The sequence below is a fragment of the Marinicauda pacifica genome (genome assembly GCF_004793635.1).
Lineage (GTDB): Bacteria > Pseudomonadota > Alphaproteobacteria > Caulobacterales > Maricaulaceae > Marinicauda > Marinicauda pacifica.
The window spans coordinates 273,302-299,386 of record NZ_SRXV01000001.1; the positions used below are offsets into that span (position 1 = coordinate 273,302).

At 65.9% G+C, this 26,085-nt stretch carries 25 protein-coding genes and 1 tRNA gene; 14 read left to right on the forward strand and 12 right to left on the reverse strand.

All coding sequences use genetic code 11. The features are described 5' to 3' along the window. The first annotated feature begins 114 nt into the window (after positions 1-114). The gene (locus E5162_RS01430; protein WP_135943173.1) at positions 115-2,058 is read left to right on the forward strand and encodes a DEAD/DEAH box helicase; all 1,944 of its coding nucleotides are present in this window, start codon (positions 115-117) and stop codon (positions 2,056-2,058) included. A gap of 42 nt (positions 2,059-2,100) precedes the next feature. Here E5162_RS01430 and E5162_RS01435 read toward each other — a convergent pair whose 3' ends face one another. After that, a complete protein-coding gene (locus tag E5162_RS01435) occupies positions 2,101-2,679 on the reverse strand; it encodes a hypothetical protein (protein WP_135943174.1) in 579 nt (192 codons plus the stop codon). Next, positions 2,676-3,845, reverse strand: coding sequence for a succinyl-diaminopimelate desuccinylase (dapE, locus tag E5162_RS01440; protein ID WP_135943175.1), 1,170 nt, complete (start codon positions 3,843-3,845; stop codon positions 2,676-2,678). The genes E5162_RS01435 and dapE overlap by 4 nt, the downstream gene beginning before the upstream one ends. Before the next feature lie 50 nt (positions 3,846-3,895). Between dapE and E5162_RS01445 the strand changes: the two genes are divergently transcribed. Beyond that, entirely contained in the window at positions 3,896-4,627 is a 732-nt protein-coding gene (locus tag E5162_RS01445) for a CPBP family intramembrane glutamic endopeptidase (protein ID WP_135943176.1), read from the forward strand. 3 nt (positions 4,628-4,630) lie between these two features. On the opposite strand, the gene dapD is transcribed toward E5162_RS01445, so the two are convergent. From dapD to rpmH, 7 genes are read right to left on the reverse strand one after another with little or no spacing between them, the layout of a single operon-like run. Beyond that, entirely contained in the window at positions 4,631-5,461 is an 831-nt protein-coding gene (dapD, locus tag E5162_RS01450; protein WP_135943177.1) for a 2,3,4,5-tetrahydropyridine-2,6-dicarboxylate N-succinyltransferase, read from the reverse strand. Beyond that, the gene (locus E5162_RS01455) at positions 5,454-6,149 is read right to left on the reverse strand and encodes a pyrimidine 5'-nucleotidase (RefSeq protein WP_135943178.1); all 696 of its coding nucleotides are present in this window, start codon (positions 6,147-6,149) and stop codon (positions 5,454-5,456) included. Before E5162_RS01455 ends, dapD begins: the two co-directional genes overlap by 8 nt. Then, the gene (locus tag E5162_RS01460; RefSeq protein ID WP_135943179.1) at positions 6,146-7,138 is read right to left on the reverse strand and encodes a DUF1036 domain-containing protein; all 993 of its coding nucleotides are present in this window, start codon (positions 7,136-7,138) and stop codon (positions 6,146-6,148) included. The genes E5162_RS01455 and E5162_RS01460 overlap by 4 nt, the downstream gene beginning before the upstream one ends. A 17-nt stretch (positions 7,139-7,155) precedes the next feature. Continuing rightward, complete coding sequence (gene yihA / locus E5162_RS01465; RefSeq protein WP_135943180.1) at positions 7,156-7,752, reverse strand: ribosome biogenesis GTP-binding protein YihA/YsxC; 597 nt, start codon at positions 7,750-7,752, stop codon at positions 7,156-7,158. Positions 7,753-7,808: 56 nt separating this feature from the next. Then, positions 7,809-9,941: a membrane protein insertase YidC gene (yidC, locus tag E5162_RS01470; RefSeq protein WP_135943181.1), complete on the reverse strand. Its 2,133-nt coding sequence runs from the start codon at positions 9,939-9,941 to the stop codon at positions 7,809-7,811. Positions 9,942-9,963: 22 nt separating this feature from the next. Further along, positions 9,964-10,365 carry a ribonuclease P protein component gene (gene rnpA / locus E5162_RS01475; protein ID WP_206751020.1) on the reverse strand — a complete coding sequence of 134 codons (402 nt, stop codon included), beginning with the start codon at positions 10,363-10,365 and terminating at the stop codon, positions 9,964-9,966. Positions 10,366-10,382: 17 nt separating this feature from the next. Further along, on the reverse strand, positions 10,383-10,517 hold the full coding sequence (gene rpmH / locus E5162_RS01480) for a 50S ribosomal protein L34 (protein ID WP_135943182.1): 135 nt from the start codon (positions 10,515-10,517) through the stop codon (positions 10,383-10,385). 231 nt (positions 10,518-10,748) lie between these two features. Between rpmH and E5162_RS01485 the strand changes: the two genes are divergently transcribed. The 3 genes from E5162_RS01485 to E5162_RS01495 are packed head-to-tail and all read left to right on the forward strand — an operon-like array spanning position 10,749 to position 14,413. Then, on the forward strand, positions 10,749-11,516 hold the full coding sequence (locus E5162_RS01485) for a TVP38/TMEM64 family protein (protein ID WP_135943183.1): 768 nt from the start codon (positions 10,749-10,751) through the stop codon (positions 11,514-11,516). After that, entirely contained in the window at positions 11,517-12,938 is a 1,422-nt protein-coding gene (locus tag E5162_RS01490; protein ID WP_135943184.1) for a dihydrolipoyl dehydrogenase family protein, read from the forward strand. A 59-nt stretch (positions 12,939-12,997) separates the two neighbouring features. After that, positions 12,998-14,413 carry an ATP-binding protein gene (locus E5162_RS01495; RefSeq protein ID WP_158291154.1) on the forward strand — a complete coding sequence of 472 codons (1,416 nt, stop codon included), beginning with the start codon at positions 12,998-13,000 and terminating at the stop codon, positions 14,411-14,413. A gap of 3 nt (positions 14,414-14,416) precedes the next feature. On the opposite strand, the gene E5162_RS01500 is transcribed toward E5162_RS01495, so the two are convergent. After that, the gene (locus E5162_RS01500) at positions 14,417-16,165 is read right to left on the reverse strand and encodes a gamma-glutamyltransferase family protein (RefSeq protein WP_135943186.1); all 1,749 of its coding nucleotides are present in this window, start codon (positions 16,163-16,165) and stop codon (positions 14,417-14,419) included. 71 nt (positions 16,166-16,236) lie between these two features. On the opposite strand from E5162_RS01500, the gene E5162_RS01505 reads away from it, so the two are divergent. Both E5162_RS01505 and E5162_RS01510 read left to right on the forward strand, forming a co-directional pair. Further along, positions 16,237-17,223 carry a P1 family peptidase gene (locus E5162_RS01505; RefSeq protein WP_135943187.1) on the forward strand — a complete coding sequence of 329 codons (987 nt, stop codon included), beginning with the start codon at positions 16,237-16,239 and terminating at the stop codon, positions 17,221-17,223. 133 nt (positions 17,224-17,356) lie between these two features. Beyond that, positions 17,357-17,650: a hypothetical protein gene (locus E5162_RS01510; RefSeq protein WP_135943188.1), complete on the forward strand. Its 294-nt coding sequence runs from the start codon at positions 17,357-17,359 to the stop codon at positions 17,648-17,650. Between the two features lie 75 nt (positions 17,651-17,725). Here E5162_RS01510 and E5162_RS01515 read toward each other — a convergent pair whose 3' ends face one another. After that, complete coding sequence (locus E5162_RS01515) at positions 17,726-17,854, reverse strand: entericidin A/B family lipoprotein (RefSeq protein WP_135943189.1); 129 nt, start codon at positions 17,852-17,854, stop codon at positions 17,726-17,728. 208 nt (positions 17,855-18,062) lie between these two features. Between E5162_RS01515 and E5162_RS01520 the strand changes: the two genes are divergently transcribed. The 6 genes from E5162_RS01520 (at position 18,063) to E5162_RS01545 (ending at position 24,485) form a co-directional block, all read left to right on the forward strand. Then, a tRNA-Arg gene (locus E5162_RS01520) sits at positions 18,063-18,139 on the forward strand. A gap of 329 nt (positions 18,140-18,468) precedes the next feature. Then, positions 18,469-19,128 (forward strand): hypothetical protein, encoded by a 660-nt coding sequence (locus E5162_RS01525; RefSeq protein WP_158291155.1) that lies wholly within the window; start codon positions 18,469-18,471, stop codon positions 19,126-19,128. Next, complete coding sequence (locus E5162_RS01530) at positions 19,125-20,012, forward strand: M23 family metallopeptidase (RefSeq protein WP_135943191.1); 888 nt, start codon at positions 19,125-19,127, stop codon at positions 20,010-20,012. The genes E5162_RS01525 and E5162_RS01530 overlap by 4 nt, the downstream gene beginning before the upstream one ends. A gap of 263 nt (positions 20,013-20,275) precedes the next feature. After that, positions 20,276-22,438, forward strand: coding sequence for a TonB-dependent receptor (locus tag E5162_RS01535; RefSeq protein ID WP_135943192.1), 2,163 nt, complete (start codon positions 20,276-20,278; stop codon positions 22,436-22,438). Continuing rightward, positions 22,425-22,985 (forward strand): hypothetical protein, encoded by a 561-nt coding sequence (locus tag E5162_RS01540; RefSeq protein WP_135943193.1) that lies wholly within the window; start codon positions 22,425-22,427, stop codon positions 22,983-22,985. Before E5162_RS01535 ends, E5162_RS01540 begins: the two co-directional genes overlap by 14 nt. A 9-nt stretch (positions 22,986-22,994) precedes the next feature. Then, the gene (locus tag E5162_RS01545) at positions 22,995-24,485 is read left to right on the forward strand and encodes a PepSY-associated TM helix domain-containing protein (RefSeq protein WP_135943194.1); all 1,491 of its coding nucleotides are present in this window, start codon (positions 22,995-22,997) and stop codon (positions 24,483-24,485) included. 12 nt (positions 24,486-24,497) lie between these two features. Here E5162_RS01545 and E5162_RS01550 read toward each other — a convergent pair whose 3' ends face one another. Further along, positions 24,498-24,878: a hypothetical protein gene (locus E5162_RS01550; RefSeq protein ID WP_135943195.1), complete on the reverse strand. Its 381-nt coding sequence runs from the start codon at positions 24,876-24,878 to the stop codon at positions 24,498-24,500. Positions 24,879-25,108: 230 nt separating this feature from the next. Between E5162_RS01550 and E5162_RS01555 the strand changes: the two genes are divergently transcribed. Continuing rightward, positions 25,109-26,080: an NAD(P)H-dependent flavin oxidoreductase gene (locus E5162_RS01555; RefSeq protein WP_206751021.1), complete on the forward strand. Its 972-nt coding sequence runs from the start codon at positions 25,109-25,111 to the stop codon at positions 26,078-26,080. The last annotated feature ends 5 nt before the right edge of the window (positions 26,081-26,085 follow it).

The following is a 26,085-nucleotide window of genomic DNA, read 5'->3' on the forward strand; positions in this document are numbered from 1 at the left end:
CGCCGTTTTCCAAATACCCCGGCCTCTGCTATAGGGCGCAACTGACATGCGGGCGTTCCCGCTGCGAGACCTTTTGCGCCGGGCCGAACGCCGCCCGGGCTGACACGGATTTTCATGACCCTTCCCGAGAATTTTCCCTCCGCGCTCAAAGCTGCGCTGGAGTCCAAAGGCTATTCGACCCTCACCGAAGTCCAGGCTGCCGTTCTGGCGCCCGACGCCGCCGGCCGCGACCTGCTGGTCAGTGCGCAGACCGGGTCCGGCAAGACGGTGGCCTTTGGCCTGGCCATGGCGCCCGAGCTTCTGGCTGGCGAAGACCGGCTGCCGCCCGCCGGCGCACCGCTCGCCTTGGTGATTGCGCCAACGCGCGAACTCGCCTTGCAGGTTCAGCGCGAACTGGCCTGGCTCTATTCCGAGGCGGGTGCCCGTCTGGCCTCCTGCGTTGGCGGCATGGATGCGCGCGCAGAACGGCGCACGCTGGAACGCGGCGCCCATATCGTCGTGGGCACGCCTGGCCGTTTGCGCGACCATATCGAGCGCGGCGCGCTGGATCTGTCCGCGGCCCGCGCCGCGGTGCTGGACGAGGCCGACGAGATGCTCGATTTCGGCTTCAAGGACGATCTCGAATTCATTCTGGACTCCGCGCCTGCGTCGCGGCGCACCTTGCTCTTCTCGGCGACGGTCTCGAAAGCCATCGCGCGCATCGCAGAGACCTACCAGAAGGATGCGCTGCGCATCTCGACGGTGAGCGGCGGCAGTCAGCACGCCGACATCGCCTATCTGGCTCACCTGGTCGCGCCCCATGACCGGGAGAACGCCGTCATCAACGTGCTGCGCTACCATGGCGCGCCGCGGGCGCTGGTCTTCTGTGCCACGCGCGAGGCGGTCAACCGTCTGGCCGCGCGGCTGGGCAATCGCGGGTTTTCTTCCGTGGCTCTGTCGGGCGAGTTGTCCCAGGCCGAGCGGACCAAGGCGCTGCAGGCCCTGCGCGACGGGCGCGCGAAAGTCTGTGTGGCCACTGACGTCGCTGCGCGCGGCATCGATCTGCCCGGTCTCGATCTGGTGATCCATGCGGAACCGCCGACCAATGGCGAAGCCTTGCTGCACCGGTCGGGACGCACGGGCCGGGCCGGGGCCAAGGGCGTCAGCGCCCTGATCGTGCCGAGTAACCGGCGCGGCAAGGTCGTGCGGCTTCTCAAGGACGCCCGGGTCGAGGCCGAATGGGTCGACGCGCCCGACGCGGACGCGGTGCGCGCCAAGGACTCAGAGCGCCTGGCCGAGCATCCTGCCCTGTCCGGCGAGATCGAGGAAAGCCGGCTGGAGGAGGCACGTGCCTTGCTCGAGCGCTTCAGTGCGGAGACGATCGCCGCCGCCTTCCTGACCGAGCTGGAAGCCCGCCTTCCGGCGCCTGAAGAGCTGGGCGCGGCCCCTGTGATGCGCGACCGGCCCGAACGCGGCGACCGCCCAGAAAGGGGCGATCGTCCCGAGCGCGGGCCGAAACCGTCGCGGGCCGATTTCGAGCCGGGCACCTGGTTCGAGATCAATGTCGGACGCAAGCACCGCGCCGAGCCGCGCTGGATTCTGCCCCTGATCTGCCGTGTCGGAGACGTGACGGGCGCCGAGATCGGTCAGATCGATATTGGCGAAACCGCCACCCGGTTCGAGATCACCGGCCCGGCCGTGCCCGGTTTCGAAGCGGCCATGACCAAGCCGCGCGAGCGCGACGAGAAGGTGCGCGTGACGCGCGCCGGCGCCGCGCCGCTGACCCCGGCGGATCGCGACGCGCCTCCACCGCGCAGCAAGCCGGCGCGTGAACCCCGCCCCGGCAAGCTGGAGCGGCAGAACAAGCCCGAGCGCACCGCCTCGCGCCACGAGGACGGTCCGCCCCGGGCAAGGAAGCCAGGCCCCGGTAAGCCGGCAGGCAAGCCAGGCGGCAAGCCGTCAGGCAAGGCTCCCGCAAGATCGGCCAAGCCCGCCGGCGATGGCCCGCGCAAACCGGCTAGGTCTTGGCCACCCGAGGGCGGCAAGACGCTCAAGCGGGTCAAGCGCAAGAAGGACTAGGCAACAGGCGCCGGCGAAACCACGCGGTCGCCGGCGCCCGACCTATCGCGACACCAGGTAGATCGCCAGCAGGTCGAGTATGATGGGGATGCCCGCAGCCGCCGCGCCTGTGGCCATCCCCGTCTCCAGCGCGGACACCGCTACGCGCCAGTGCAGGAAAAGCCGCGCAAACAGATAAAGCTGCAGCAGCATGGCGAGCGCCGTCGTGTCGGCCAGGCCTGCCGGATAAAGCAGGTAGAGGAGAGCGGCCAGGTGCAGCAGGGCAAACACCGCCCAGTTGTGGACGACCACCCAGCTCACATAGCGGTGCTTCAGTCCCAGCACTGAAACCACGGCGATGGCGACCACCGGGAAGAGCAGCCAGATTCGCGCATACGACCCGATGGCTTCGAGCGGGGTGTACCGGGCCTCGGCCGATACCGCGCCTGCCGACGAAACGATGTAATTGGCGGCCAGAACGAACATAACGAAGGCAGGCGCCGCCAGGATCATCGCCCCGAAGGAGCGGATCAGCCCGTTGGTGCTGGTGTCGAAGCAGGGCCGCCAGCCCTCGCGGAAGCTGACCAGCCTCGCAAGGCCGATCATCGCATTGCGCGCATCGGCAAGCAGGGCGGCGATCATGCGTTGAACACCTCGAAATAGCGGGTGAGGATGCGCGTATAGATGCGCGTGAGTATCTCCACATCGCCGGCGGGGACGCGCTCGTCGACCTGGTGCATTGTCGCGCCAACCAGGCCGAACTCTGCGACAGGCGCGTAATCCTTGATGAAGCGCGCATCCGAGGTGCCGCCCCCGGTGGTCATCGCCGGTTCCTGCCCGGTTTCGGCGGCCACCGCGTCCTTCAGGAGATCGGTAAATGCGCTGGTGCGGGTGAGGAAGGCGTCTCCCGTCACTTTCAGGTCGAGATCGATCCGGCCTTCAAACCCGAGCGCCGCGGCCTTGGCCTCACGTTCGATCCAGCGTTTCAGGTCCTCGCCCTTGTGGGAGATATTGAAGCGGATGTTGAATTTCGCACTGGCTTTTGCCGGGATCACGTTGTGGGCATGGTTGCCGACATCCAGGCTGGTGACCTCCAGATTGGAGGGTTGGAAGTGCGGCGCACCGTCATCGAGTTTGCGCGCCAGAAGCCGGCCGAGCAGGTCGAGCAGCGGCGGGATCGGATTGTCCGCCTTGTCGGGATAGGCGACATGGCCCTGCCGGCCGGTCACGGTGACCACGCCGTTCAGCGAGCCGCGCCGCCCGATCTTGATCGTCTCGCCCATCCGCTCTGGGTTGGTCGGCTCGCCGACCAGGCAATGGTCGAAGCGCTCCCCCGCCTCGTGTACCGCTTCAAGAAGGCGCTTTGTCCCGTTGATGGCCGGGCCTTCTTCATCGCCTGTTATCAGAAAGGCGATCGAGCCGGCCGGCTCGCCGTGTGCCTCGCGATACCGCGCCACGGCGGCCACGAAGGCGGCAATTGCCCCCTTCATGTCGGCGGCGCCGCGTCCCCACAGCACGCCGTCCTCGACCTCGCCGGAGAAGGGCGGCTTCTGCCAGGCGGCATCATCGCCGGCCGGGACCACGTCGGTGTGCCCGGCAAAGCAGAAGACAGGCGCCTCGGTACCGAGGCGTGCGTAAAGATTGTCCACGTCCTCAAAGCGATGCCGCTCGCAGCGGAAACCCAGCGAGGATAGCGCGCTTTCAAGCGTATCGAGCGCACCGGCATCGGCCGGCGTGACCGAGGGCGCCTGAATAAGAGCGCGGGCAAGCGCAAGTGGATCGATCAGGGAGGCGGTTTGTGTCAGCATACTTCCGAAATAGGACAGTTCGCGTCTGACAGCCATGCGAAAGACAACAAATGAGCGGGCCGATTTCACAACTGCTCGCCGACAGCAGCCTCTTTCTCCTGCTGGCCGGCATCGGTATTGTGCTGGCCCGCGGCCGCGTGGCCTGGGCATGGCTTGCCATCGCGTTCGGCCTTTTCATCCTGGAAGATTTCGCGCTTTCCTCGGCTTGGGGCTCGGTTTTTACCAGGCCGTTCGAAAGAGGATTTAACTGGGAGGGCGAGTTGCTTGCCCTCCTGATCCTCGTTCTGGTTGGCGCCTTCGTGTTGCGGGATCGCGGCGAAGTCAGCGGCCTGAAACTCAGCCAGTCAGGACCCGCACCGGCAAGGGCGGCGCTGGTCGCAATTGCTCTTTGCATCACGGCGGGTGCCGCGGCCTACTGGATGGCGCCGGGGGTGCCGCACGCTCCGCTCGAGGAAATCGCCTTCCAGGCCGGACTTTCACCGCTCGTGGACGAGTTGTTCTACCGTGGCCTGTTACTGAGCGCGCTCGACCGGGCCTTCGGCCGGCCGCTCAGCGTACTGGGCGCCCCCATGGGCTGGGGAGCGGTGGCAAGCGCCATCCTGTTTGCCGCCTCGCAGAGCTTCATTGTAACGCCGGGCTTGATCGTCTCGATGGATGTCGGCCAAGGCGCCTATCTCTTCCCCGCAGGCCTGATCCTGGCCTGGCTGCGCAACGCATCGGGCTCGCTTGTCCTGCCGCTCGCGGTCCATGTCTGGGCGAGCGCGATCTTCTACGTGCTCTGACGTTCAGTCTCGCAGCAGCGCATTGACGCTTGTCTTCGAACGCGTCTGGGCATCGACCCGCTTGACGATGACGGCGCAATACAGGTTCGGTCCGCCATCCTTGCCGGGCAGGCTACCGGGGACGACCACGGAGTAGGAGGGCACTTCACCCCTCACGATGGCACCGGTCTCGCGATCGACGATTTTGGTCGAGGCGCCCAGATAGACCCCCATGGACAGGACGGCGCCTTCGCGCACGATCACGCCCTCGGCCACTTCGGAGCGCGCCCCGATGAAGACACCGTCTTCGATGATCACCGGGTTGGCCTGCAAAGGTTCAAGCACGCCGCCAATGCCGACCCCGCCGGAAATGTGCACGTTCTTGCCGATCTGCGCGCAGGAGCCGACCGTGGCCCACGTATCCACCATCGTGCCTTCGTCGACATAGGCTCCGATATTGACGTAGGACGGCATCAGCACCGCATTGCGGCCGATGAAGGCGCCGCGGCGCACGGTTGCCGGCGGAACGGCGCGGAAGCCGGCTTTCTTGAAGTCCGCCTCGCTCCAGCCCGAAAACTTGGTCTCGACCTTGTCGAACCAGGGTCCCGGGGCGTCTGCCGCGCCCATCAGCGTGTTGGGATTCAGGCGGAAGGAGAGCAGCACCGCTTTCTTCAGCCATTCATGAACCTGCCAGTCGCCATTGTCTGCGCGCGAGGCAATCCGGGCCGTCCCGGCATCGAGGGCGGCGAGCGCGGACTCGACCGCGTCGCGAATTTCGCCTCGCGTCTCAGCATCAAGCTCGCCGCGCGACTCCCAACCGGCATTAATCGTGTCGATCAGGCTTTGGTCAGTCATAGGATGGGTCCTTGGGTTTTTCGCGATGGGCGTGAACGTTCTTGAGGAAGGTATTCAGACTGTCGGTTTCAAAATGCACATGCGGGCGCGCCTCGCCGGGCTCGCCTTCATGGTGATGGGGGCGGACGAACACGGTGGTAAAGCCGAGCTCGGCCGCGGTCTCCAGATTGCGCAGGGAGTCCTCGAACATCACCGCGGTCGCAGGCTCGATTCCGTAGCGCCCGGTGAACGCATCAAAGCCTTCCCGGCTCGGCTTGGGTACGTAGCGCGACGCCTCGATGTCGAACAGGTCTTCAAACAGCCCGTTCAGGCCGAGCTGGTCGATCACGCGCTCGGCGTGAAGCCGGGAGCCATTCGTATAGACCAGCCGGCGCCCGTCGATCTTGCCGATATGGGCGGCAAGATCGGGATCGGGATCGATGACCGAATGATCGATATCGTGCACGAAGTCAAGGAAGTGAGCGATGTCGACATCCGACCGGTTCGACATCAGCCCGTTCAGCGTCGTGCCGTAGTCGGCATAGTAGCGCTGCTGCAGCTTGCGCGCGTCCTCCCGCTCGAGCGCGTGACTCTTCATCACATACTCGGTCATGCGCCCTTCCACTTGGCTCATGACGGCGGCCTGGGACGGGTAGAGCGTATTGTCCAGGTCGAAGACCCAAGTATGTATCGCGTCCAGGCGGTTCACTCGCGCGTCTCCTCGAAGTCCAGATCGCCAAGCGTCACGCGCCCGGTACCGTCTTCGGGTTCGGGCGCCTGACGGAACTCGACCGAGGCATAGCTGCGCACCTCGCAGTCGTCGCGCCCCTCGGCCAGGAAGCGCGAGGGCGCGATGCAGAAGCCCTGGGTCCCGCCGGCCAGCGGGTCGGCGAGCGGGCCGTCCGGCTCGTCATTCAGCCGCTCGGCATAGAAATAGACCTGGTTGGCAATATAGTTGCCCGACAGCGGCCGGGCGCAGGCGCCGGGCGCAATCTGCCACCAGCCCCGGCTCTCCCAGACATCCCCGCGCAATTGCGCCAGCGCGGCGGCCATGTCCGAGCCGGACTCGTTGCAGATCAGCAGGCCGGCATTGGCGTTCAGTTCCAGCGCCCGCTCGTGCAGGGCCTGGAGCAGCGCCACCCGGTCATTGCCGAAACCGCGCCCGATATCGGCCTCGAAGGCGTCGATCTCCCGCCGCGTCCGGCGTCCGGCATAGCCGTCGATCGTGCGGATGTCGTAACCGGTCGCCTGGAGAAGACGCTGGAGGCCGGCCTCCTCGGCACGGTCACCGAAGTCGGCGGGCTCGACCAGGACCGCGCGCACGCGTTCATCGTTGGACAGGCGCCGAAAGCGCCGCGAGTCCAGGCCCAGTGCGGTGCATTCGGCCAGGCCTTCGAAGCTGAAGTCGCCGGGCTCGATGCAGATTTCCTGACCGCCGCGCCATTCACGCACACCGCCGGGGTAAGCGGGTGTCGACCGGGCATAGAGATATTGTTCCGAGACAGCGGGGCTCGCCGGGGTGGTCTCGCAGGCGCCGGGTCGCACACGTGTCCAGCCTTGCGCGGCGAGGCCGGCTTCCGTGCGCCAGGCCGTCGCGATGTCGAGCGTGAAACTCGTCTCGTTGCAGACATCGCCCGCGCGCGCGCCGAACGGCAACAGCAAGGCGAGTATCACGGCTAGCAGGCTGCCACGCGGCATGACCCTCACTCCTGCAATCAGGAGGCTGCCAGATCCGCGATGTCGGCACGCAGATCGTCCAGCCCGATCTTCTTGGCAGATGACGTGGCCGCGACCTTGGGGAAGGCGGCGGGCCGGCGCGCAATGCGGGCCATCGTCTGCTCGACAATCGTTTTTTGTTCGGCTGGCTTCAGCTTGTCCAGCTTGGTCAGCGTAATCTGATACACGACCGCCGCGTTATCCAGATCGCTCATCACCGATTCGTCGCTGGGTTTCAGTCCGTGCCGGGCATCGATCAGGAGGAAGATGCGCTTCAGATTGACCCGGCCGCGCAGATAATCCCGGGTCAGACGGGTCCAGCGCGCCGAGACGTCTTTGGGCGCCTTGGCAAACCCGTAGCCGGGCAGGTCGACCAGGCGGATCTGGCCGCCCAGGTCGAAGAAGTTCAGCTCCCGCGTGCGGCCGGGGTCGCCGGACGTGCGCGCCAGAGTCTTGCGCCCCGTCAACGCGTTGACGAGCGAGGACTTGCCGACATTCGAGCGCCCGGCAAATGCGATTTCGGGCAAGCCGGCTTCTGGCAGGGTATCCATGGACACCGCGCCGAGCATGAAGTTGCATTCACGCGCGAACAGCATGCGCCCCGCTTCAAGACGTGCCGCCTCGTGTTCGTCGCGCTCGGTGTCGGAACCGGTCAGCGTCGGCCTCCCGGCTTCTTGCGCGCGGGGCTGCGCTTCTTCTTCGCGGCCGGGTTGGAGCGCGTGCGATTGCCGCCGGTTGTCGCAGGCGTGGCGGGTGTCTCTTCCGGCTGGTCTGAGCTCTCCTTCTCGTCGGTGCCTACCAGCGGGGACTCCGGAGCGCTTTCCAGTGGCCGGTTCAGGTCCTTGGTCTCGCTACCCGCGCCGCCGGCGTTTTCCGGGCCGGACTCCAGCACCTGGTCGGTCACCACGGCCGCTTTCTCTTCCGGCGTCGAGCCGACCGTATCGTGCGACTTCAGCTCTGGAGAAACGGGCTTCCCGCGCAACCGCGCAACCGCACGCTTGGCCTGCTTCTCAAGCTCGGGCTCGGTGCCGTGGCGGCGCATGATCACGTATTGCTGAAGGATCGTCAGGAAGTTGTTCCAGGTCCAGTAGATGATCAGCGCTGCAGCGAAGGGCGCCATGATGATCGTGAAGACGATCGGCAGGAAGGCGAAAATCTTGCGCTGCATCGGATCGGGCGGGGGCGGGTTCATCGCCTGCTGCGCCCACATCGTCAGGCCCATCGCGATGGGCAGGATGCCGATGGCCAGGGTCGAGCCTATGACGGGCAGGCCGGACGGGTCGTAGGGCAATAGGCCGAACAGATTCCAGAGCGTCGTCGGATCCGGGGACGACATGTCGCGGATATAGAGGAAGTTGGCGTGCCGCGCGTCGAGCGAGATGAAGACGGTCTTGTAGAGCGCGAAGAAGATCGGAATCTGCGGCAGGATCGGGATGCAGCCAGCGACCGGATTGATCTTCTCGCGCTTGTACAGCTCCATCATTTCCTGCTGCTGGCGCTGTTTGTCGGATGCGAAGCGCTCGCGGATTTCCTGCATTTTCGGCGTCACGGCCCGCATCTTCGCCATCGAGGCGAACGCCTTGTTGTTCAGCGGGAAGAGCAGAATCTTCAGTCCGACGACCAGGGCCATGATGGCCAGCCCGAAATTGCCGAGGATATCGGTCAGCTGGTCGAGGATGAAGAAGAAGGGGCGGGTCATGAACCAGAACATCCCCCAGTCGATCGCCATGTCGAAGCGTTCGATGGAGTATTCGTCCTGATAGCGCGTGAGGATCCCGGAATCCTTCGAGCCGCCATAGACAAAGGCGGTGCTGGACAGGGTCTGTCCCGGCGCGATCGTTTCTGCGGACCGGATATAGTTGGATTCAAATCGCAGATTGTTGTCTTCGCCGCGCACGCGGAACTCGGCATTGACCTGCGGGTCGCCTTCGGGCGCGACCGCCGCCAGCCAGTATTTGTCCGCGATGCCCATCCAGCCGCCAGTGCCCGAACGCTGGAGCAGGCGTTCGTCTTCCATCTTGCCGTATTTGCGGTCGAAGAAGCGCGCGTCGACCACGCCGACCGGGCCCTCGTGCAGGATGAAGAAATTCTGCAGGTCGCCGGGCAGGCCATGACGCCGGACAAGGCCGTAGCGGGCCAGGCCGACCGCGTCGCCGCCTTCGTTCGTGACGCTGTCTTCGAGCGTGAACATGTAGTCGCCATCGACTGAGATCGTGCGTTCGAAGACGAGCCCGCCGGTCCGGTATTCCAGTGTGACCGGGCTGTCCGGCGTCAGGATATCGCCGCCGGTCTGGGTCCAGACCGTATTCGGGCCGGGCAGGTTCTCCGGCGCGCCGCCGGCGCCCGACCAGCCACTGATCGCGTAATAGGCGCCTTCCGCGCCCTCCGGGCTGAACAGGGTGACCGGCTCGGGGCTGTCCACAGTCGCGTCGTAGCGCAGCAATTCCAGGTCATCCAGCCGGGCGCCGGCCAGGTTGATCGATCCGTGCAGGGCCGGCGTGCGGATCTCGATGCGCTGCGTCCGGCTCAAGGCCTCGTCGCGCGGCACCATCACACCGGTCGGGCCGGGCGCGATCGAGTTCACGCTGGGTGCGCCGGAGGCGGATGTGGCAGAGGGCGCCTCTCCGCTCGGGCTCCCGGCATCGGCGCCGGTTTCGCGTTCCACCTGGGCGGCCTCTTGCGCCTCCCGGCGTTCCTGGATCGGCTGCAGGATGAGGAACTGGTAGCCGAAGATGATGGCGATCGCGATCACCACGGCGAGGATCATGTTGCGATTATCGCCCATGGGCGGCCCGTTCCTCTTTTTACTAAGACTGGATGGCCCGATTGCCAGGCGTCTCGTCTGCGCCCGCGTCACGGGGTGGCGCGAGGGTTATCAGCGCGCTTCTCGTATCGTCAAGCAAGTGCTGCCACGCGCGCTCCGGTGTCGCGGCCCGCGCAATGAAGACATAGTCGGTTCCAGGCTGGCCGTATTCGGGCAGTAACAGCCGGGCGGCCTCGCGCAGGCGGCGTTTGGCACGGTTGCGCACGACCGCGTTGCCGATCTTCTTCGTCGCGGTGAATCCGGCGCGCGGCGGGCCGTCGTCATCGCCGCTACGCACCATGGCCTGGACCACGACACCCCGGCGCGCGGCCTTGTCGCCGTGACGCAAACGTAAAAAATCGCGCCGCGTCTTCAGACGGGCGGCGCGATCTGGGTAATGTAGCAATCTGTCCCGGAACGCCGTTAGGCGCTCAGACGCTTGCGGCCCTTCGAACGGCGACGCGCGATGACCTGACGGCCTGCCTTGGTCGCCATGCGCGAACGGAAGCCGTGGCGGCGCTTGCGGACGAGATTGGACGGTTGAAACGTGCGTTTCACGGAAGTCTCTCCTTCAAGGAGTGCGCCGGGCCACAGGACCTGGCGCATGCAAAAGCGAGGCGCGGGTGATACGGGCCAGCCTGAACGATGTCAAGGCGGACCGCAGGTTTTGCTGGCGTCCGGCGCAGCATGCGATCACACACTCGTGACGGCGTGGCGAGGAAGCGTCACATCCAAAACCTGCTCTGATCGCGTATACATCGTCCCAAGCGGCAATCCGAAGGAAATTTCATGACCGAAGCGGGCGAGACCTCGCCGAAGAAGACCTCGCTCCTGCGCCGTCTTCTGCCGTTAATTCTCATCGCAGTCGGTTTTGGCGTGGCCTACCTGTCCGGCATCTGGAGCGCGGAGGGGCGCGAGCAGATCGCGGCTTTCATCTCTGGCCTCGATCAGACGGTCGATGACCATTTCTGGCTGATGATGCTGGCCTATCTCGTCTTCTACGCCCTGGCCGTGTCGGTCTCGGTGCCGGGCGCGCTCTGGTTCACGATTGGCGCGGGCTTCCTGTTCGGGCCGTGGTTCGGCACCGGGGTGGCGATCCTTGGCGCCACGACCGGCGCGACTCTGATCTTCCTGATAACGCGCTACGCGCTGGCAGACTGGGCGCGCGACAAGTTCAAGGGCCGGATCGAAAAGCTGCGCGCCGGAATGCAGGAAGATGCGCTGAGTTACGTGATCGTCCTGCGCCTGATTCCCATCATGCCCTTCTTCGTGCTGAACGTGGCGCTGGCGCTCATTTCCATCCCGCTGCGTGCCTATGTTCTGGGCAGCCTCATCGGCATGATCCCGGCGGCCTTCGTCTATGCCAGTTTCGGCGCGGGCGGCGCGCGTGCGCTCGAGCAGCTCGCCGCCGAAGAGACACCGGGCCTCTCCGACTTGATCACACTGCCCATTCTCCTCGCGATAGGCGGCCTGATCGTCCTGTCGCTCATCCCGATCGTCCTCAAGCGCGTGCGCGGCGGCGTTCCAGGCGAGGACACTGCCAAGGAAAGCGAATAAATGACCGTAATCCGCATCAAGGCCGATCTGTGTGTGATCGGCGCCGGTTCGGCCGGCCTCACCGTGGCGAGCGGTGCCGCCCAGCTGGGCCGAAAGGTCGTGTTGTTCGAAAAGGGGGAGATGGGCGGCGATTGCCTGAATTATGGCTGCGTGCCCTCTAAAGCGCTCCTGACGGCAGCCCATCACGCGTACGCGGTGCGCACGGGCGCGCGCATGGGTGTCTGTGCCAGCGAGCCGGAAATCGATTTTGCGAAGGTCCGTGCACACATCCAGCGTGCCATTGATGCCATTCACCCCAACGACTCCCAGGAGCGGTTCGAGGCTCTGGGGGTCACCGTCATTCGCGAACATGCCAGCTTCGTGGATGAGCGCACGGTGCGCTCCGAGACCCGCGAGGTCGTCGCCAAGCGCTTCGTCCTTGCAACCGGCACCCGCGCCCGCATCCCCCCGATCGACGGGCTGGATCGGGTCGACTACCTGACCAACGCCAATATCTGGGACCTTGAGACGCGCCCCGATCGTCTTGTCATTCTGGGCGGCGGGCCGATCGGATGCGAGCTCGGCCAGGCGTTTCGCCGGCTGGGGGCCGAGGTCACCATCATCGAGGCCGACCGCCTTCTGGGCCGTATGGATGCAGATCATGCCGGACGAGTGCGAGAGGCGCTGATCAACGATGGCGTCGACCTGACCGAGGGCTCAAAGGCAGCGCGCGTCGACGGCACCGCCACGGATGTTTCCGTGACGTTGGACGATGGGCGCCGTGTGACCGGCAGTCATCTTCTCGTGGCGATCGGGCGGGAGCCCGTATTTGACGGTCTGGGCCTGGAGGCGGCGGGGATCGAGACCGACGAAGCCGGGCTCGTCTGCGACGACAAGCTCAAGACAGGCAATCCGCGGGTCTTTGCTGCCGGCGACATAGCGGGCAAGGGCGCGTTGACCCATCTCGCCGGCTGGCATGGCTCGGTGATCGTTCGCAATCTGTATTTCGGCCTGCCCACCAAGCAATCCTCGGCCGCGATCCCGGCGGCAGTCTATACCGATCCGCCCCTGGCCCAGATCGGTCTGACCGAAGCGGGTGCCCGGGAGCGTCACGGTGATGACATCTCGGTGGCCAGCGCCGCCTTTGACGACAATGACCGGGCCATCGCCGAGGGACTGGAGACCGGCGGCGTCAAGCTGATCCTGGGCAAGGGCGGCAAGGTGCTGGGGGCATCCATCGTTGGCGAGCGCGCGGACGACTTGCTGCAGATCGTGTCCCTCACGGTGCACAAGGGCGGCAAGGTTCGCGATCTGACCGAGGCAATCGCCCCCTATCCGACCCGCGGCGAGATCTGGAAGCACGCCGCCAATGCGCACTTCCAGCCGGTCGTTTTCGGTCGCTGGGCAAAAATGTGGGCGGGGCTCCTCTCGCGCTTCCACTAGCGCCTCCTACATTAGGGGCAATGATGGATTCGCGGCCTCCACCAGTCCGGATCGGCACCGTGCAGCGTTCGCGCGCTGCGCTGTCGGCCGTGCGCCGTGCGGCGACCTCGCTGCCGGGCAAGTTGCTGGGCCTGACGGTCGGCTTCGTTCTGCTGGCCGAAATCCTCATCTTCCTGCCCAGCGCCGCCGCATTCCGTACCGAATGGCTTCAGGACCGGGCCCAGTCTGCCCACCTGGCAGCCATTGCCGCAGAAAATGCCGCCGGGGCCATGCCGAGTGAGGACATGGTCATGGAATTGCTCGACGGCGCGGACGTTGTCGCCGTGGGCCGGGTCTATGGCGGCGTCAACGAACTGGTCCTGGGCGGTGACGTGCAAGGCGAGCTGGTGCGCGCCGACCTGACCGACACGTCTTTGTTCGAAAGCATCCGCGCCGCCTGCGCCACGCTGCTCGCCCCCAGGGGGCGTTTCATCAATATCTGGGCGATGCCAGAAACCCGGCCCGACGAGCGCATCTCCGTCATCGTGCGCGAAGAACCCCTGCGCGAGGCGCTCATCGCCTTCTCCCTGCGCATCGCGGGCCTCTCCATCTTCATCTCGCTGGTCACGGGCAGCCTGATCTATGTCTCGCTTCTCTACCTGCTGGTGCGGCCCATGCGCCGCTTGGCACGGGCCATGACCGCCTTTCAAGAAGACCCGGCCGATCCGGCGCGCAACTATATCGCGTCGGCGCGAAGCGACGAGATCGGAGACTCCGAACGGGCGCTGGCGGCCATGCAGGCCGATGTGCAGATGGCCTTCCGGCAGCGCGAGCACCTGGCGGCGCTAGGCGGAGCGGTGGCCAAGATCAATCACGATTTGCGCAATGTCCTGTCCTCGGCCCAGCTGATTTCGGACCGGCTCGCCGCTAACAGCGATGCGCGTGTCGCGGCGATGGGCGCGCGCCTGGTGCGCGCCATTGATCGCGGCGTGCGCCTGTGTACCGAAACGCTGGAATACGGCCGTTCGAGAGAACGCGAGGCCGAGCCGGTCGAGGTGTGCCTGCGCGATGCCGCCGACGATGCGGCCGGAGATGCGTTTGCCGCGCTCGGCCCGGTCGATTGGCGCAACACGATCGCCGCCGACATCCGGGTGAGCGCCGATCCCGATCATCTTCACCGCATCTTTCTGAACCTGTTCCGAAACAGCCTCCAGGCGATGGACTCCCAGCCCGACGCCTGCCTGCGGGTCAGCGCGCGCGAGGAAGATGGCCGCGTGGTCACCGAAATCCACGACATCGGCCCGGGCATCCCGGCCCGGGTGCGCGAGACCCTGTTCCAGCCTTTCTCCGTCACCGGCTCGTCGGGCGGGACCGGTCTCGGCCTGTCGATTGCCCGCGAACTCGCGCGGGCCTTGGGCGGCGACGTCTCACTCGCGCGCTCGAATGACAGCGGCAGCGTATTTGAACTGGCGCTCCGGCGGGGCGCAAGCGGCTAGGGTCTAGTCCTCGCCCAGCCCCCGGACCGTGCCGTCCCGTCGCGGGTCGGCGCCGCCCACCAGCCCGTCCTCGGTCTGGCGTACGATGTGGATGCCGGAGGTTTCACCCTGACCGCCGCGGACCTCATGTCCGAACTCGCGCAGCGTCTCGATCTTCGACCCCTCGAACCCAGCCTCGATGCTCACCACATCGCCGCGCGCAACGACATTTGAAAGCGCAGCTGCGGCATCGGGGGAAAGATCCCAGTCCAGCATGCCCACCAGCGACTTGGCCGTGTAGGCGATGATGGAGTTGCCGCCCGGCGATCCGGTGGCCAGGACAAACTCGTTATCCGGCGTCAGCACGATGGTCGGCGACATGGACGAGCGTGGGCGCTTTCCCGGCGCGGCGGCGTTGGCCCGCAGCCGTCCGTCCTCGTCGCGCGGCTCGAACGCGAAGTCGGTCAGCTGGTTGTTCAGGAAGAACCCGCCCTGGGTCATGCGATTATTGCCGAAAGGACTTTCCACCGTGGTCGTCATCGAGATCGCATTGCCCTGCGCATCCACGATCACGAAATGGCTGGTCCCGGGCGCATCGTCGGAACCGTCCACTGCCGCTTGCGGAGCGCCGGGCGGCGTGCCGGCCTCGGCGCTCGCTATTGCCTGGTTCAGCGCGATCGCGTCGGCGCGCGCGTTGAGGTAGGCCTCGTCCAGCAGGCCCTCGACCGGGACGTCGGCATAGGCAGGATCGCCGACATACCGGTCGCGATCCGCATAGGCCAGGCGGCTGGCCTCGATGAAGAGGTGCCAGCCCGTGGCGCTTTCCGGCCCGAAAGCACTCATCTCGAAGTTTTCCAGCATCCCCATGATCGCGCCGACGGCGACCCCGCCGGACGCGGGCGGCGGCGCTCCACAGATCTGCAGCTCGCGATAGGGCGTGCACAACGCCTCGCGGCGCAGCGGCTCGTAGCCGGCCAGGTCCTCCATCGTCAGATAGCCGGGCAGGGGGCGTTCGGAGGCAGCGTCCACAATGCCCTGGGCGATCTCGCCAGTGTAGAAATTGCGCCAGTCCTCGCCGATGGCGCGCAGGGTGTCCGCATAGGCCGGATTGGTCACCACCTGGCTGACGGCAAGCGCGTCGCCATTCTCATCGAAGAGATAGCGCGCGCTGGGCTGGCGCTCGTCGATCTGGGTGACTTCGGCCACGCGCGAGGCGATCTGGTGGAGGCGCGGCGCAACGGCGAATCCTTCTTCCGCCAGATGGGCCGCATAGGTGAAGCCGTCAGCCCAGGCGCGTGTTCCGTGGTCGTCGTGCGCCATGGCCAGCATGGCGATCACGCCCGGAACGCCGGTGGACCGGCCCGACTGCCAGGCTTCCATGAAGGAGAGCGGATCGCCCTCATCGTCCAGAAACAGCGTCTCGTCGATCTGGGCCGGCGCGGTCTCGCGCCCGTCATAGACGGTCAGGGCGCGGTCGCTCGCGTCGTAATAGACCATGAACGCACCCCCGCCGATGCCGGAGCTTTGCGGCTCGACCAGGCCCAGAACACTCTGCACGGCAATCGCGGCGTCCACCGCATGACCGCCATCGCGCAAGGCTTCCAGCCCGGCTTCGACGGCCAGCGGATGGGCAGCGGCTACCATGGCCTCGCGCTGGGCCTGGTTGCCGGTACGGGCGTTCTCTGGCGGGGAAACAGCGTCCTCGCCGGCGAAGTTGCAGGCGCTGACCAGCGCAAGGGCGGGCAGGCTCAGGAATACAGACAGTCTCGACATCGGGTTCGCCCTTGCGGTTCACGTATGAAGCCGCACCATAGCGTGCTCGGAACCATGAGAAAGGCCCGGAGATGATCAAAACCGGCACGCATAACGATCTCACCGATATTGCGGGTGTGACCGTCGGCCAGTCTGTCGATGAAACCGCGCGTACCGGGGTCACGGTGATGGTGGCCGAACGCGCCATGACCGCAGCGGTCGACGTGCGCGGAGGCGGGCCGGGAACGCGTGAAACCGATGCGCTCGCGCCCGGCGGGCTGGTGGGCCAGGTCGATGCCATCGTGCTGGCGGGCGGGTCGGTCTATGGCTTGGCGGCCGCGGATGGCGTCTGCGCCGGGCTCGGCGCGGCCGGGCGCGGTTTTGCGCTGATGGATACGCCTGGGGTTCCGCGCTCGCCGATCGTGCCGGCCGCCATTCTCTACGATCTGGCCAATGGCGGCGACAAGGCCTGGGGAGAAACCCCGCCTTATCGCGCGCTCGGCCTTCAAGCGCTGAAGGCCGCGTCGGACCGGCCGGTCGAGCTTGGCCGGGCCGGAGCCGGCTTCGGGGCCATGGCCGGCACCGATCCGGGCGGCACTGGATCGGCGAGCGCCATGACGTCTGACGGCTACACGGTCGGCGCCCTCGTCTGCGTGAACAGTTTCGGCTCGGTCCGCATTCCTGGCAGCGACGCCTTCTGGGCTAACCCTTTCGAGATCGGGGACGAGTTCGGCGGTGTGCGCCCCCCGCACGGCCACCGGTTCGGCGCGGAGGACTGGGGCGCGGCCAAGCTCAATCCCGGTGCGCGCGAGAACACCACCATTGCGATCGTGGCGACCGATGCGGCGCTGACGCGCGATCAGGCGCGCCGCCTCGCCGTGATGGCCCAGGACGGGCTGGCGCGTGCCATCCGCCCGGTTCACACGCCATTTGACGGCGATGTGGTTTTTGCCGTCTCGACCGGGGACAAGGTGCTGGCCGATCCCGAAATGGTCACGCTTGCCCGGTTGGGCGCGCTGTGCGCCGACACACTGACCCGGGCGGTCGCGCGCGCTGTGTTCGCGTCGGCGGGCCGGTAGCGGCGAACCTTACAGAACGGCAAGGTTCGTACTGGTCTCACCGGGCGGCTGTGATATGAATTATGACACTGCACGCAAGACTCCCGCTTGGGGCGGGGGGAGTCGGAGCAGTTTGGACAGGAGTTAGGGACACATGATTTCACGCTTTGCAATTCTCGCGGCACTGACCGGATCGCTCGCGCTGGCGGCTTGCGGTGAGGACGAAACCGCAGCCGAGGAAGAACTCGAGCAGGCGGGTGAAGACCTGCGTGATGCTGCCGAGGAAATCGGCGAGTCGATCGAGGAAGCCACCGAGGAAGACGGCACCTTCGAACGCGCCGGCGAGGAAGTCGACGAAATGGTCGACAATGCCGAGCAGGCGCTTGAAGACGCCGGCGACGAGCTTCAGGGCGAAGGCGAACCGGATTCGCCGAGCGAGCCGAACTAGGCCCGGCCTCCGGTACTTATAAAAAAAGCCCCGCCGGATACCGGCGGGGCTTTTTCATGGAAGAGACGCCCGGGCCTAGTTGCCGGCGTCTTCGATGGCTTCACCGGCTTCCTGGACGTCTTCGCCGGCACCTTCAACGGTGTTGCAGGCGGTGATACCGGCGAGCATGAAGAGACTGGCAAGCAGGGCTGCGATACGGGGCATGGTTATCCTCCTGATATAAACCTCGAACGCAGTACGAACGTACGGCCGGGTGAAGCGTTCCACCGGCCCCGAAAATACTTCCCGCCAGCCTGCTGAATCCACGCTGCGCAATGACCTGCACAAACCGCATATAGCCCGCTTGCCACATCAAGAAGTGCTGTGTAGGTTCCGCGCCCTGTTCAGGACCCAAGCGGGCCTGGACGGACAGGCGCCGGTAGCTCAGCTGGATAGAGCACCAGACTACGAATCTGGGGGTCGGGGGTTCGACTCCTCCCCGGCGCGCCATATACTTAGCACCGATTTCCGGGTGTCATTCTGAACCGCTTTCCGGCCCTGGTTCTGCGCTGTTCTACGCGCGCTCATATCCCCTTCCCGGTCTACCCGAAACGGCAAGCATCAGACTTGCGAATTGCGTCTGCGCGGCCGTTCCTGCTCCAGCCTGGTGCTCGAGCTGCTCGGGCATCGCTGGCGGTCACGCATGCTTTGCCATGTCGTCCCAATGTGTTGGTGCAGTCATAACAACATCATTTGCAGGTAGAATGCATATATTATAATCTCCGCTGGGGAGAAAAATGATGGCCCGGCGCTTCTGCTTTAGGACTTTGGCTGCAGCGATGACGCTGTGCCTGGCGGTCGCCGCATCCGCGAGCGCACAGACCCGGTCAGTTCAGCCGGTGCAGCAGGCCGCAATCGTCCAGCAACCTGATCGCGCGCCGACACCGGACCGGCCGATCCAGTCGGTTGTGGTCTGGGATGAAGTTCGAGCGGATGCCCGCGAAGAGGCAGCCCGGCGCCAGCCTGTAAGGGCCGTCGCCGTGGCGCAGCAGACCCAGGCCTTCCCCCGGCCGCGCAATCTGCGACCGGGTGATCTGGACGGCATGGAAGTGCCGATCCTGGTGCCGACCTATCGCGGATTGGGCTTTTCCAGCGAGCCGAACGTGCTGATCTTTCCACGGGGTGATTTCTACACCCTGGTCGCCATGGGCGAGGGTGTCACGATCGAGGTCTTCTGCACCCGCCTGGCTCACAGCGAACCGTTTAATCCGCAGGCCGCCCGGCGTCTCGTCGGCAGCGGGGCCGAAGGCTACCGTTCCGAACGCACCGAGTACGGGCGGGAGGTCTCGTTCAACCGCTATGGCGTTGCCTATTCGATCACGGTGGAGTGTGCCGATCCTATGCGTGACCCGCGCTGTACCGCGCCCGGCTACGGCGACCAGCTGATGCAGTCGCTCCAGATCCTGCCGGGTTCGCGCGGCACACAGGGGGCTCAATGATGTCGCGTCCTGCTGAATTGGGTCTCGCTGTCGTCGTCGCCGCTGCCGGCATTGCAGCCATGGTCTGGTGGCCCGCTGGGGAGGGGCTCGATGCCTCGGACCCCGTCGACATGCCGGACGAGGCGTCCGGACCCGAACTGCCGGCCGACGGCGAACCGCAACCTGACGGCGCGGACGACGTCCCGCCCCAGGCGGACGACGAGGCGGAACCCGGACCGGAGCCGGAAGTCGTCGATGAGAGCGGTGACGCCTTCGCCTTCATGCCGCCGGGCGAGCTGCTCCCGGACAGCGGCACAGGGCTCACCCAGCAGATCAACTATGCGCCGGCCATGCGGTTTCCGATGGAGCTTGGCCAAGCTTATGCCAACTCGCAGGTCTACGGCCACGGCGGCTTTCACGGACCGGAGGGCGGGCAATGCGACGGCGAGAATTATGCCTATGCCTGGCGGGATAATTTCTGTGAAACGCGCGGGCATTCGACCCCGCTCTGCCCGGCGGGGACCGGCCATCAGGGCCAGGACATCCGGCCGGCGAGCTGCGCGGATGCCTCGCATTGGGCCGTGGCCGCGGCGGACGGAACCATCACCTCTGTGGGAAGCTACTCGGTCCGCTTGATGAGCGATGACGGGCTTCGCTTCACCTATCTCCATCTGGACAGCGACAGCCTGGTGGTCGAACCCGGTGACGTGGTCAGTCGCGGCGACCGCCTCGGTCTGGTGTCGAACGAGTTTGGCGGCAACGCCACCACGATTCACTTGCACTTTGAGGTCAAGATAGCGGTCAATACGCCTGCGGGTCTGCAGAATACGCACGTGCCGCCCTATCTCGCCCTCGTGGACAGCTACCAGCGCTTGCTGACCGGCACGGACAGCAGCCAGGGCTGAGCAGGTCAACAGGCACGCCCGGCCTGTCCCGTCTGCCGGCAACGCTTCGCGATGGCGGATTGAATCACCGAACGGCCCTCCCTTACATCCCCCGTCCCGCCCACCACCACCGACCGCTGATGTCGACAGGTCGGTCGTCTCTGCCGCGAACATATCGTTCCCGCGGCGAATGAGGCGCGCCGGATTCCGCCCCTTGCAAATGAGAATGCCTCGCAATATAGGAGTGCGACTTATTCTCATTTGCTTGAATCGAGGGGGCGGATATGACGATGCGGGCAGGGTTGTTGGCGGGATGCGCGAGCGCGGTGTTCCTTGCCGGCGCCGCTAAGGCGCAGGAGGCTGCACCGGATGCGGCCCCGGAGCGCGGCGCCTCGATGGACCGCATTGTCGTGCTCGGCCAGAAGATCGAGAACCGATTCATCGAGGTGGATGAAAGCGTCTCGGTGGTCGGTCCCGAAGTGCTCGAGCGTCAGCCGGTAATCGACGTTTATGACGTGATCGAGCGGCTCCCCAACGTCGCGTCTTCGGTGGGCCAGCGAGGCTTCGTGATCCGCGGCATCGACCAGCGCGGCGCGGCCGCGTCCGGCACGTCCAATCTCGCCCTGACGGTCTACGTCGATGATGCGGCCCTGACGAACCGGCAGACCTTCGCCGGTCCGCTGGACGTTTGGGACCTGGAGCAGATCGAGGTTTATCGCGGCCCGCAATCGACCAATTTCGGACGCAATACGCTGGCCGGCGCGATCTACGCCAGAACCCGCGATCCCGAGTTCGAATACAGCGCCCGCGCTCGCGCCTCCATCGCCGAATATGGCACCTCGCAGCTTGCCGTGGCCGGTGGTGGCGGTCTGGTGGAGGACGTGCTGGCCTTTCGTATTTCCGCGTCGCACCAGGAAAGCGACGGCTTCATCACCAACACCTTCCTGGACGAGCCCGCAGACGCGCGTGAGCTCACCACGGTTCGTGGCAAGCTCCTCTTCCAGCCCGGCCCGCGCGCGCAAGTGCTGCTGACCAGCAATTATTTCGAGGGCTATCGGGGCGACGATGGCGTGATCGGCTTCACGGACGACGAGGTGTTCGAACGTGAGGTCGCCTACAACACGCCCCGGCGCGAAGGCTCGGAAGGGTTCATCCATTCCGGACGCGTGACGATCGATATCGCCGACGGGCTCGAGCTGGTCTCGATAACCACCGCCAACCAGTCCGACTATGTGCGCACCGAGGATTTCGACGTCACCATCCAGCCGATCGCCGAACTCGACCGCTCGGGTGAGGACGATTCCATGAGCCAGGAGGTCCGGTTCAACGTCTCACGCGGCGCCCTGAACATGTCGGCCGGGGGCTATTACTATGACGGCCGCGAAACCTATGTGGATGCCTTCATAACGCCGGTCAGCATTCTCGATCCGCGCCTGCCCAACAATATTTTCGCCGAGCGGATCAGCGACACCGCGCTCGATCTGGAAAACCGCGCGCTCTTCGTCGATGCCGAGTACGCCATCACCGACCGGCTCACGCTGCTGGCGGGGCTGCGCTATGATGAGGAGGAATCCAGCTTTGCCGCGGATGCCGTGACACGGCTGATCTCCGAGCTTCCGCCGGGTCTGGAATTCCTGCGGCAGTTCGAGGGAGAGGTCTCCAGCAGGGTGGAGGCCAGCTACGATGCCTGGCTGCCCAAGGCCGGCGTGCAGTATGCCCTGACCCCGGATATCAACGCCTCCTTCGTGGTCAGCCGCGCCTATCGTGCGGGCGGCGGCGAGCTGAACGCCGTGACCGGCGAGACAAACGTGTTCGACCCGGAATTCATGACCAATTACGAAGCCGGCCTGAAGGGGCTGGGGGCCGGGGGCGCGCTGCAATGGGCGGCAAGCGTCTACTACGCCGACTGGACCGATCAGCAGATCAGCCAGCCCGCGGCGCCCAACGTCACCGACATCTTCATCACCGACAATGCCGGCGAGTCCGAAATCTGGGGCGTTGAGCTGCAGGGCGACTATGCGTTCAGCGATCTCTGGCGCATTCGCTCCGCGCTGGGGTACGCCCATACCGAGTTTGTCGACTACCAGGTCTTCGACAGCACGCTCGGCGACTTCGTCAATGTGGCGGGCAACCGCTTCATCTACGCGCCGGAATGGACCGGCTCGCTCGCGCTGGAGTATGGCGCGATGACGGGCGCCTACGGCTCTGTGTCCGCCAATTATACAGGGTCGAGCTACCGCGATGTGGAGAACGACCCGGCCGGGGAGAATGACGCCCGCCTCCTGGTCGATCTCCAGGCCGGCTGGCGCTGGGACCAGGTCGCGCTGATCGGCTACGTCCGCAACGCGCTGGACGAGGAATACACTTACGACCGCAACACAACGAGCGGATTTGCCCGCCCCGGCGCGCCGCGCGTTCTCGGAATCCGGCTCGATGTCGACTACTGACGCCATCGCCTTTCTCGCCTGCGTGGCTCTGATGGCTGTGGGCACCATGGCCCTGCGCCGCGCTCTGCTTCAGCGCAGGGAGGCGGGGCGTCACTGGACGGTGCTCGGGTGGGCAGCGATTCTTACCGGCATCGGTCTCGCCGCCGTCCTGAGTGGCGCTGAACGCGGCCTCGCGCTGGCTGGCGTCGCCATCTCCCTGGCGGCCATCGCAGCGGTGCTGCTCGGCTTTCAGCGCCGGCCGGAGCGGGTGCGCGAGCGTGAAGTCTCCGCGGCCGAACCCTCCGAGCGCACCTCGCGCTGGTGGCGCGGCGTCGTCCGGGTGCTGCTGGCCGGTCCGCTTTCGGGCGGCGCGGCGATCGGCGTGGGTCTGGCTGTCGCCGTGCACGCTCCGCTTGGCGAAGCGGACAGGCTGGTGCTGGGCGGTTCGCTGGTTCCGCTGGGGTGGGCGGCCGGGATGGCCTGGACGCTCGCCGACGACCGTATCGTGCGCCCCGGCCTGATCCTGATCGCTGTGGGCGCCGCCGGTTTTGCCTTTTCTGCTGTCTGAGGAGACGTCATGTCGCGCTGGCCCAGGATTTCATCCGGTTTCGTCAAGGCGATGCTCGCCGGCCATTCAGCGCTGGGGCTGGCCTTCGCGGCGCTGCTCTACCTGGTCTGCATTTCCGGCACGATCGTCGTGTTCAAGTCGGAGATCCGGCAATGGGAACAGCCCGGCGCGCCGCGCGTGGAAGGCGAGGTCTCCGATGCGGCGCTGGCCAATGCCATGCGCGAGATTGACGTCTACTCGAAGGCCCAAGGCCCGATCCATTCGCTCTCGGTCTGGGCGCCGGAGTTGGGCGGGCCCTGGCTGCGCGCCCGTTTCTACGCCGATGACGGAGGGTATGAGCAATGGTTCGCCGACCCGGCCACCGGTGAGCTCGTATTGCGTGAACATGCGCCGCTGGCCGGATTCCTGGTTCATCTTCACGACGATCTGCACCTGCCCGGCCCCTGGGGGCGCTGGCTAGTCGGTCTGATGGGGGTGGCCATGCTCTCCCTCGTCATCTCTGGACTCCTGTCCCACCCGCGTATCTTCCGCGATGCGTTCTCGTTGCGCTGGGGCGGGTCGAAGCGGCTTCAGGAAGCCGATCTGCACAACCGGCTCAGCGTCTGGGCGCTGCCCTTCCACCTCGTCATCTCCTTTACCGGTGCCTTTCTCGGCCTGTCTTTCCTGATCGTCGCGATCCTGGCCTTTGCCGCCTATGATGGCGACCAGGCCGCGGCTATCGAAGCGGTCCTCGGTCCGCAAGCCGGCGAGGGGACACCGGCGGCCGACCTGCCGGATATGGAGGCCATCATCGCCGATGCGAGAGCGCGCGGCGACGGCCAGGCGGTCCGGTTTGTCTCGCTTGAGCACCCTGGCGAAGAGGGCCAGCTGGTCGGCGTGCAGATCGAGACACCCGACGACCTGGTTGCCGCGGAGGAATATTTCTACGACGGGACCGGCACCTTCCTTCGCACTCTGGGCAATGCAAAAGGTCCTGCCGGCCAGCAGACGCTGTCGGCTATGGGCCCGCTCCATTTCGGCGTGTTCGGCGGAATGCCGGTGAAGATCCTCTACGGTTTCCTCGGCCTCGCCTCGACGGTGGTCGCGGTCGGCGGGGTGACGATCTGGCTCACCCGGCGTGCCGACAAGGGCCGGCCGGCGCCGCGCTGGGCCCGCGTCTGGACGGCGACCGTCTGGGGGACAGGGCTGGGCTTTGCCGCCGCCGCACTTGGATCGGTGATGCTGCCGGTTGCACCGGCTCTTGTCTTCGCGGCGGCGCTGGCAGGCGCCTTCGTGCTGGCGATTGCCTTTGACGCGTTCGCCTTGTCCCGGGTGTTGCGAGGGCTGACCGCTGCGATCCTGGTCGCTGCTGCCGGTGCGAAGCTGGCGGTGCATCCTGTCCTGCCTGCCAGCGCGTGGGGCGTCACGATCGCGCTTGTGGCCGCGGCCCTCGTGCTCGCGCTGTCGATCCGGCCGGTCAGGCGTCTGGTGTCTTTGCGCTCGTCCGTGCCTGCCGAGTGACGCGCGCCGCCGCTAGCTGTTGAACCGGGTTTCGACCCACTCGCGGGCAAGTTGCGGATCGTAGAAGAGGCGCGCTTCAAGTCCGGACTTCTCGAGTTCCGAAACCAGGTCGAGCCACCAGGCATTGCGCTGCGACCGGTCGATGATCGCGAAAACCTTGAGGCTGGAATTCATGGCATGTGCCATGATCTGGTCGATCTGCCAGAGATCTTCGCCGCGCTTCATGGGTGTTCCGGCGTGGTCGAAATCGAACGCCAGTCCATCCAGCTCTTGCGATTTGGCCAGTTCCAGAAGTTCGATAACCGGCTCAAGCTGGTCCTTGATCTCGGGCTCCGCGGGAATGCGGGCATAAAGGCAACTGCCGCCGATCCATTTCCAGTAATCAATGTTCATCGTCGTGTCCTGGCAGTTTCGCGAAGATCATAAGCGGGCACAACCGCGAGTTCAAATCGAGCGGCCCGGCGCCGTGCGCGTGAAATCTTTCGACGCAGAAACGCGAAATCACCCAACGCGGTAGCCATCCTGGCCCGGACCCCGGCCCGGATCCCGGAACCGAGCTCCACCCCCGTCTTGCATGATTGCCTCATAGCCAGTATGGTTATGAAAGTGATTGAGAGAAGGGTGTGCTTTTGGCCAATCGAGTTACCGCGTCCGAGCTGAAGTCGCGCATGCGTCTTCCGGCTGTTGTCGCCCCGATGTTCCTGGTTTCGGGGCCTGCGCTGGTCCAAGCCGCGCGCGAAGCCGGCCTGATGGCGTCCTTTCCCTTCCCCAATGCACGCACGATCGACGTGCTGGAGGGCTGGCTGCGCGAGACCTGCGCCGGGGACGGACCGCGAGCGCCCTTTGCCGCGAACATGCTGACCCATTCCACCTATGGCCGCTTCGACGAAGAGCTGGCTCTGGTTGCGCGCTACAAGCCGGACGTGGTCATCACCGCGCTGGGCGGTCCGCGCCGCGTGGTCGACACCGTGCATGCCTATGGCGGGCTGGTGTTTGCCGACGTCAACTCGGTCGGTTTCGCAAGGAAAGCCATCGAGCAGGGCGCGGACGGGCTGGTGCTCGTCGCGTCCGGCGCAGGCGGTCATACCGGCTCGATGGCCGGTTTCGCGTTCGTCAGCGCCGTTCGTGAATTCTTCGACGGTCCGGTCATGCTGGGCGGCTCGATCGGCAACGGGCGCGCCATTCGCGCCGCCGAGGTTCTGGGCGCCGACTTTGCCTATATGGGCACCCATTTCATTGCGGCCCGCGAGAGCCTGGCCGACGAGGAATACCGCGAGATGCTGGCCGCCGCCGAGTTCGAGGATCTGATCCTGTCCGACAAGCTGACCGGCGCACCCGCTCACTATCTCAAGGCCAGCCTTGAAAAGATGGGCCTGCTGGATGCCGCCGCACGCGATGGCGGCCCCGACTTTGCCGACAGCGAGAACCAGGTGAAGGCCTGGCGCGATGTCTGGTCGGCTGGCCATGGCGTCGGATCGGTCAAGGAGGCGCGTTCCGTGGCCGCAATCGTCGACGAGCTGGCGGCCCAGTACGAGCAGGCCTGCGCCGTGCCGGCTCACCCGACCCAAAGCGCCGCGCGCGCTCTCGCAGGGTAAGCCCT

Bases quoted from the DNA above. Each gene is read 5' to 3' on its own strand.
- E5162_RS01540 (WP_135943193.1), top strand. From the start codon at position 22,425: ATGTCGACTACTGACGCCATCGCCTTTCTCGCCTGCGTGGCTCTGATG.
- E5162_RS01530 (WP_135943191.1), top strand. From the start codon at position 19,125: ATGATGTCGCGTCCTGCTGAATTGGGTCTCGCTGTCGTCGTCGCCGCT.
- dapE (WP_135943175.1), bottom strand. From the start codon at position 3,845: ATGCTGACACAAACCGCCTCCCTGATCGATCCACTTGCGCTTGCCCGC.
- E5162_RS01515 (WP_135943189.1), bottom strand. From the start codon at position 17,854: ATGCCCCGTATCGCAGCCCTGCTTGCCAGTCTCTTCATGCTCGCCGGT.
- E5162_RS01485 (WP_135943183.1), top strand. From the start codon at position 10,749: ATGACCGAAGCGGGCGAGACCTCGCCGAAGAAGACCTCGCTCCTGCGC.
- E5162_RS01510 (WP_135943188.1), top strand. From the start codon at position 17,357: ATGATTTCACGCTTTGCAATTCTCGCGGCACTGACCGGATCGCTCGCG.
- E5162_RS01500 (WP_135943186.1), bottom strand. From the start codon at position 16,165: ATGTCGAGACTGTCTGTATTCCTGAGCCTGCCCGCCCTTGCGCTGGTC.
- E5162_RS01460 (WP_135943179.1), bottom strand. From the start codon at position 7,138: ATGCCGCGTGGCAGCCTGCTAGCCGTGATACTCGCCTTGCTGTTGCCG.
- E5162_RS01490 (WP_135943184.1), top strand. From the start codon at position 11,517: ATGACCGTAATCCGCATCAAGGCCGATCTGTGTGTGATCGGCGCCGGT.
- E5162_RS01445 (WP_135943176.1), top strand. From the start codon at position 3,896: ATGAGCGGGCCGATTTCACAACTGCTCGCCGACAGCAGCCTCTTTCTC.
- E5162_RS01505 (WP_135943187.1), top strand. From the start codon at position 16,237: ATGATCAAAACCGGCACGCATAACGATCTCACCGATATTGCGGGTGTG.
- E5162_RS01430 (WP_135943173.1), top strand. From the start codon at position 115: ATGACCCTTCCCGAGAATTTTCCCTCCGCGCTCAAAGCTGCGCTGGAG.
- dapD (WP_135943177.1), bottom strand. From the start codon at position 5,461: ATGACTGACCAAAGCCTGATCGACACGATTAATGCCGGTTGGGAGTCG.
- E5162_RS01525 (WP_158291155.1), top strand. From the start codon at position 18,469: ATGACGCTGTGCCTGGCGGTCGCCGCATCCGCGAGCGCACAGACCCGG.
- E5162_RS01545 (WP_135943194.1), top strand. From the start codon at position 22,995: ATGTCGCGCTGGCCCAGGATTTCATCCGGTTTCGTCAAGGCGATGCTC.
- E5162_RS01535 (WP_135943192.1), top strand. From the start codon at position 20,276: ATGACGATGCGGGCAGGGTTGTTGGCGGGATGCGCGAGCGCGGTGTTC.
- E5162_RS01435 (WP_135943174.1), bottom strand. From the start codon at position 2,679: ATGATCGCCGCCCTGCTTGCCGATGCGCGCAATGCGATGATCGGCCTT.
- yihA (WP_135943180.1), bottom strand. From the start codon at position 7,752: ATGCTGTTCGCGCGTGAATGCAACTTCATGCTCGGCGCGGTGTCCATG.
- E5162_RS01550 (WP_135943195.1), bottom strand. From the start codon at position 24,878: ATGAACATTGATTACTGGAAATGGATCGGCGGCAGTTGCCTTTATGCC.
- yidC (WP_135943181.1), bottom strand. From the start codon at position 9,941: ATGGGCGATAATCGCAACATGATCCTCGCCGTGGTGATCGCGATCGCC.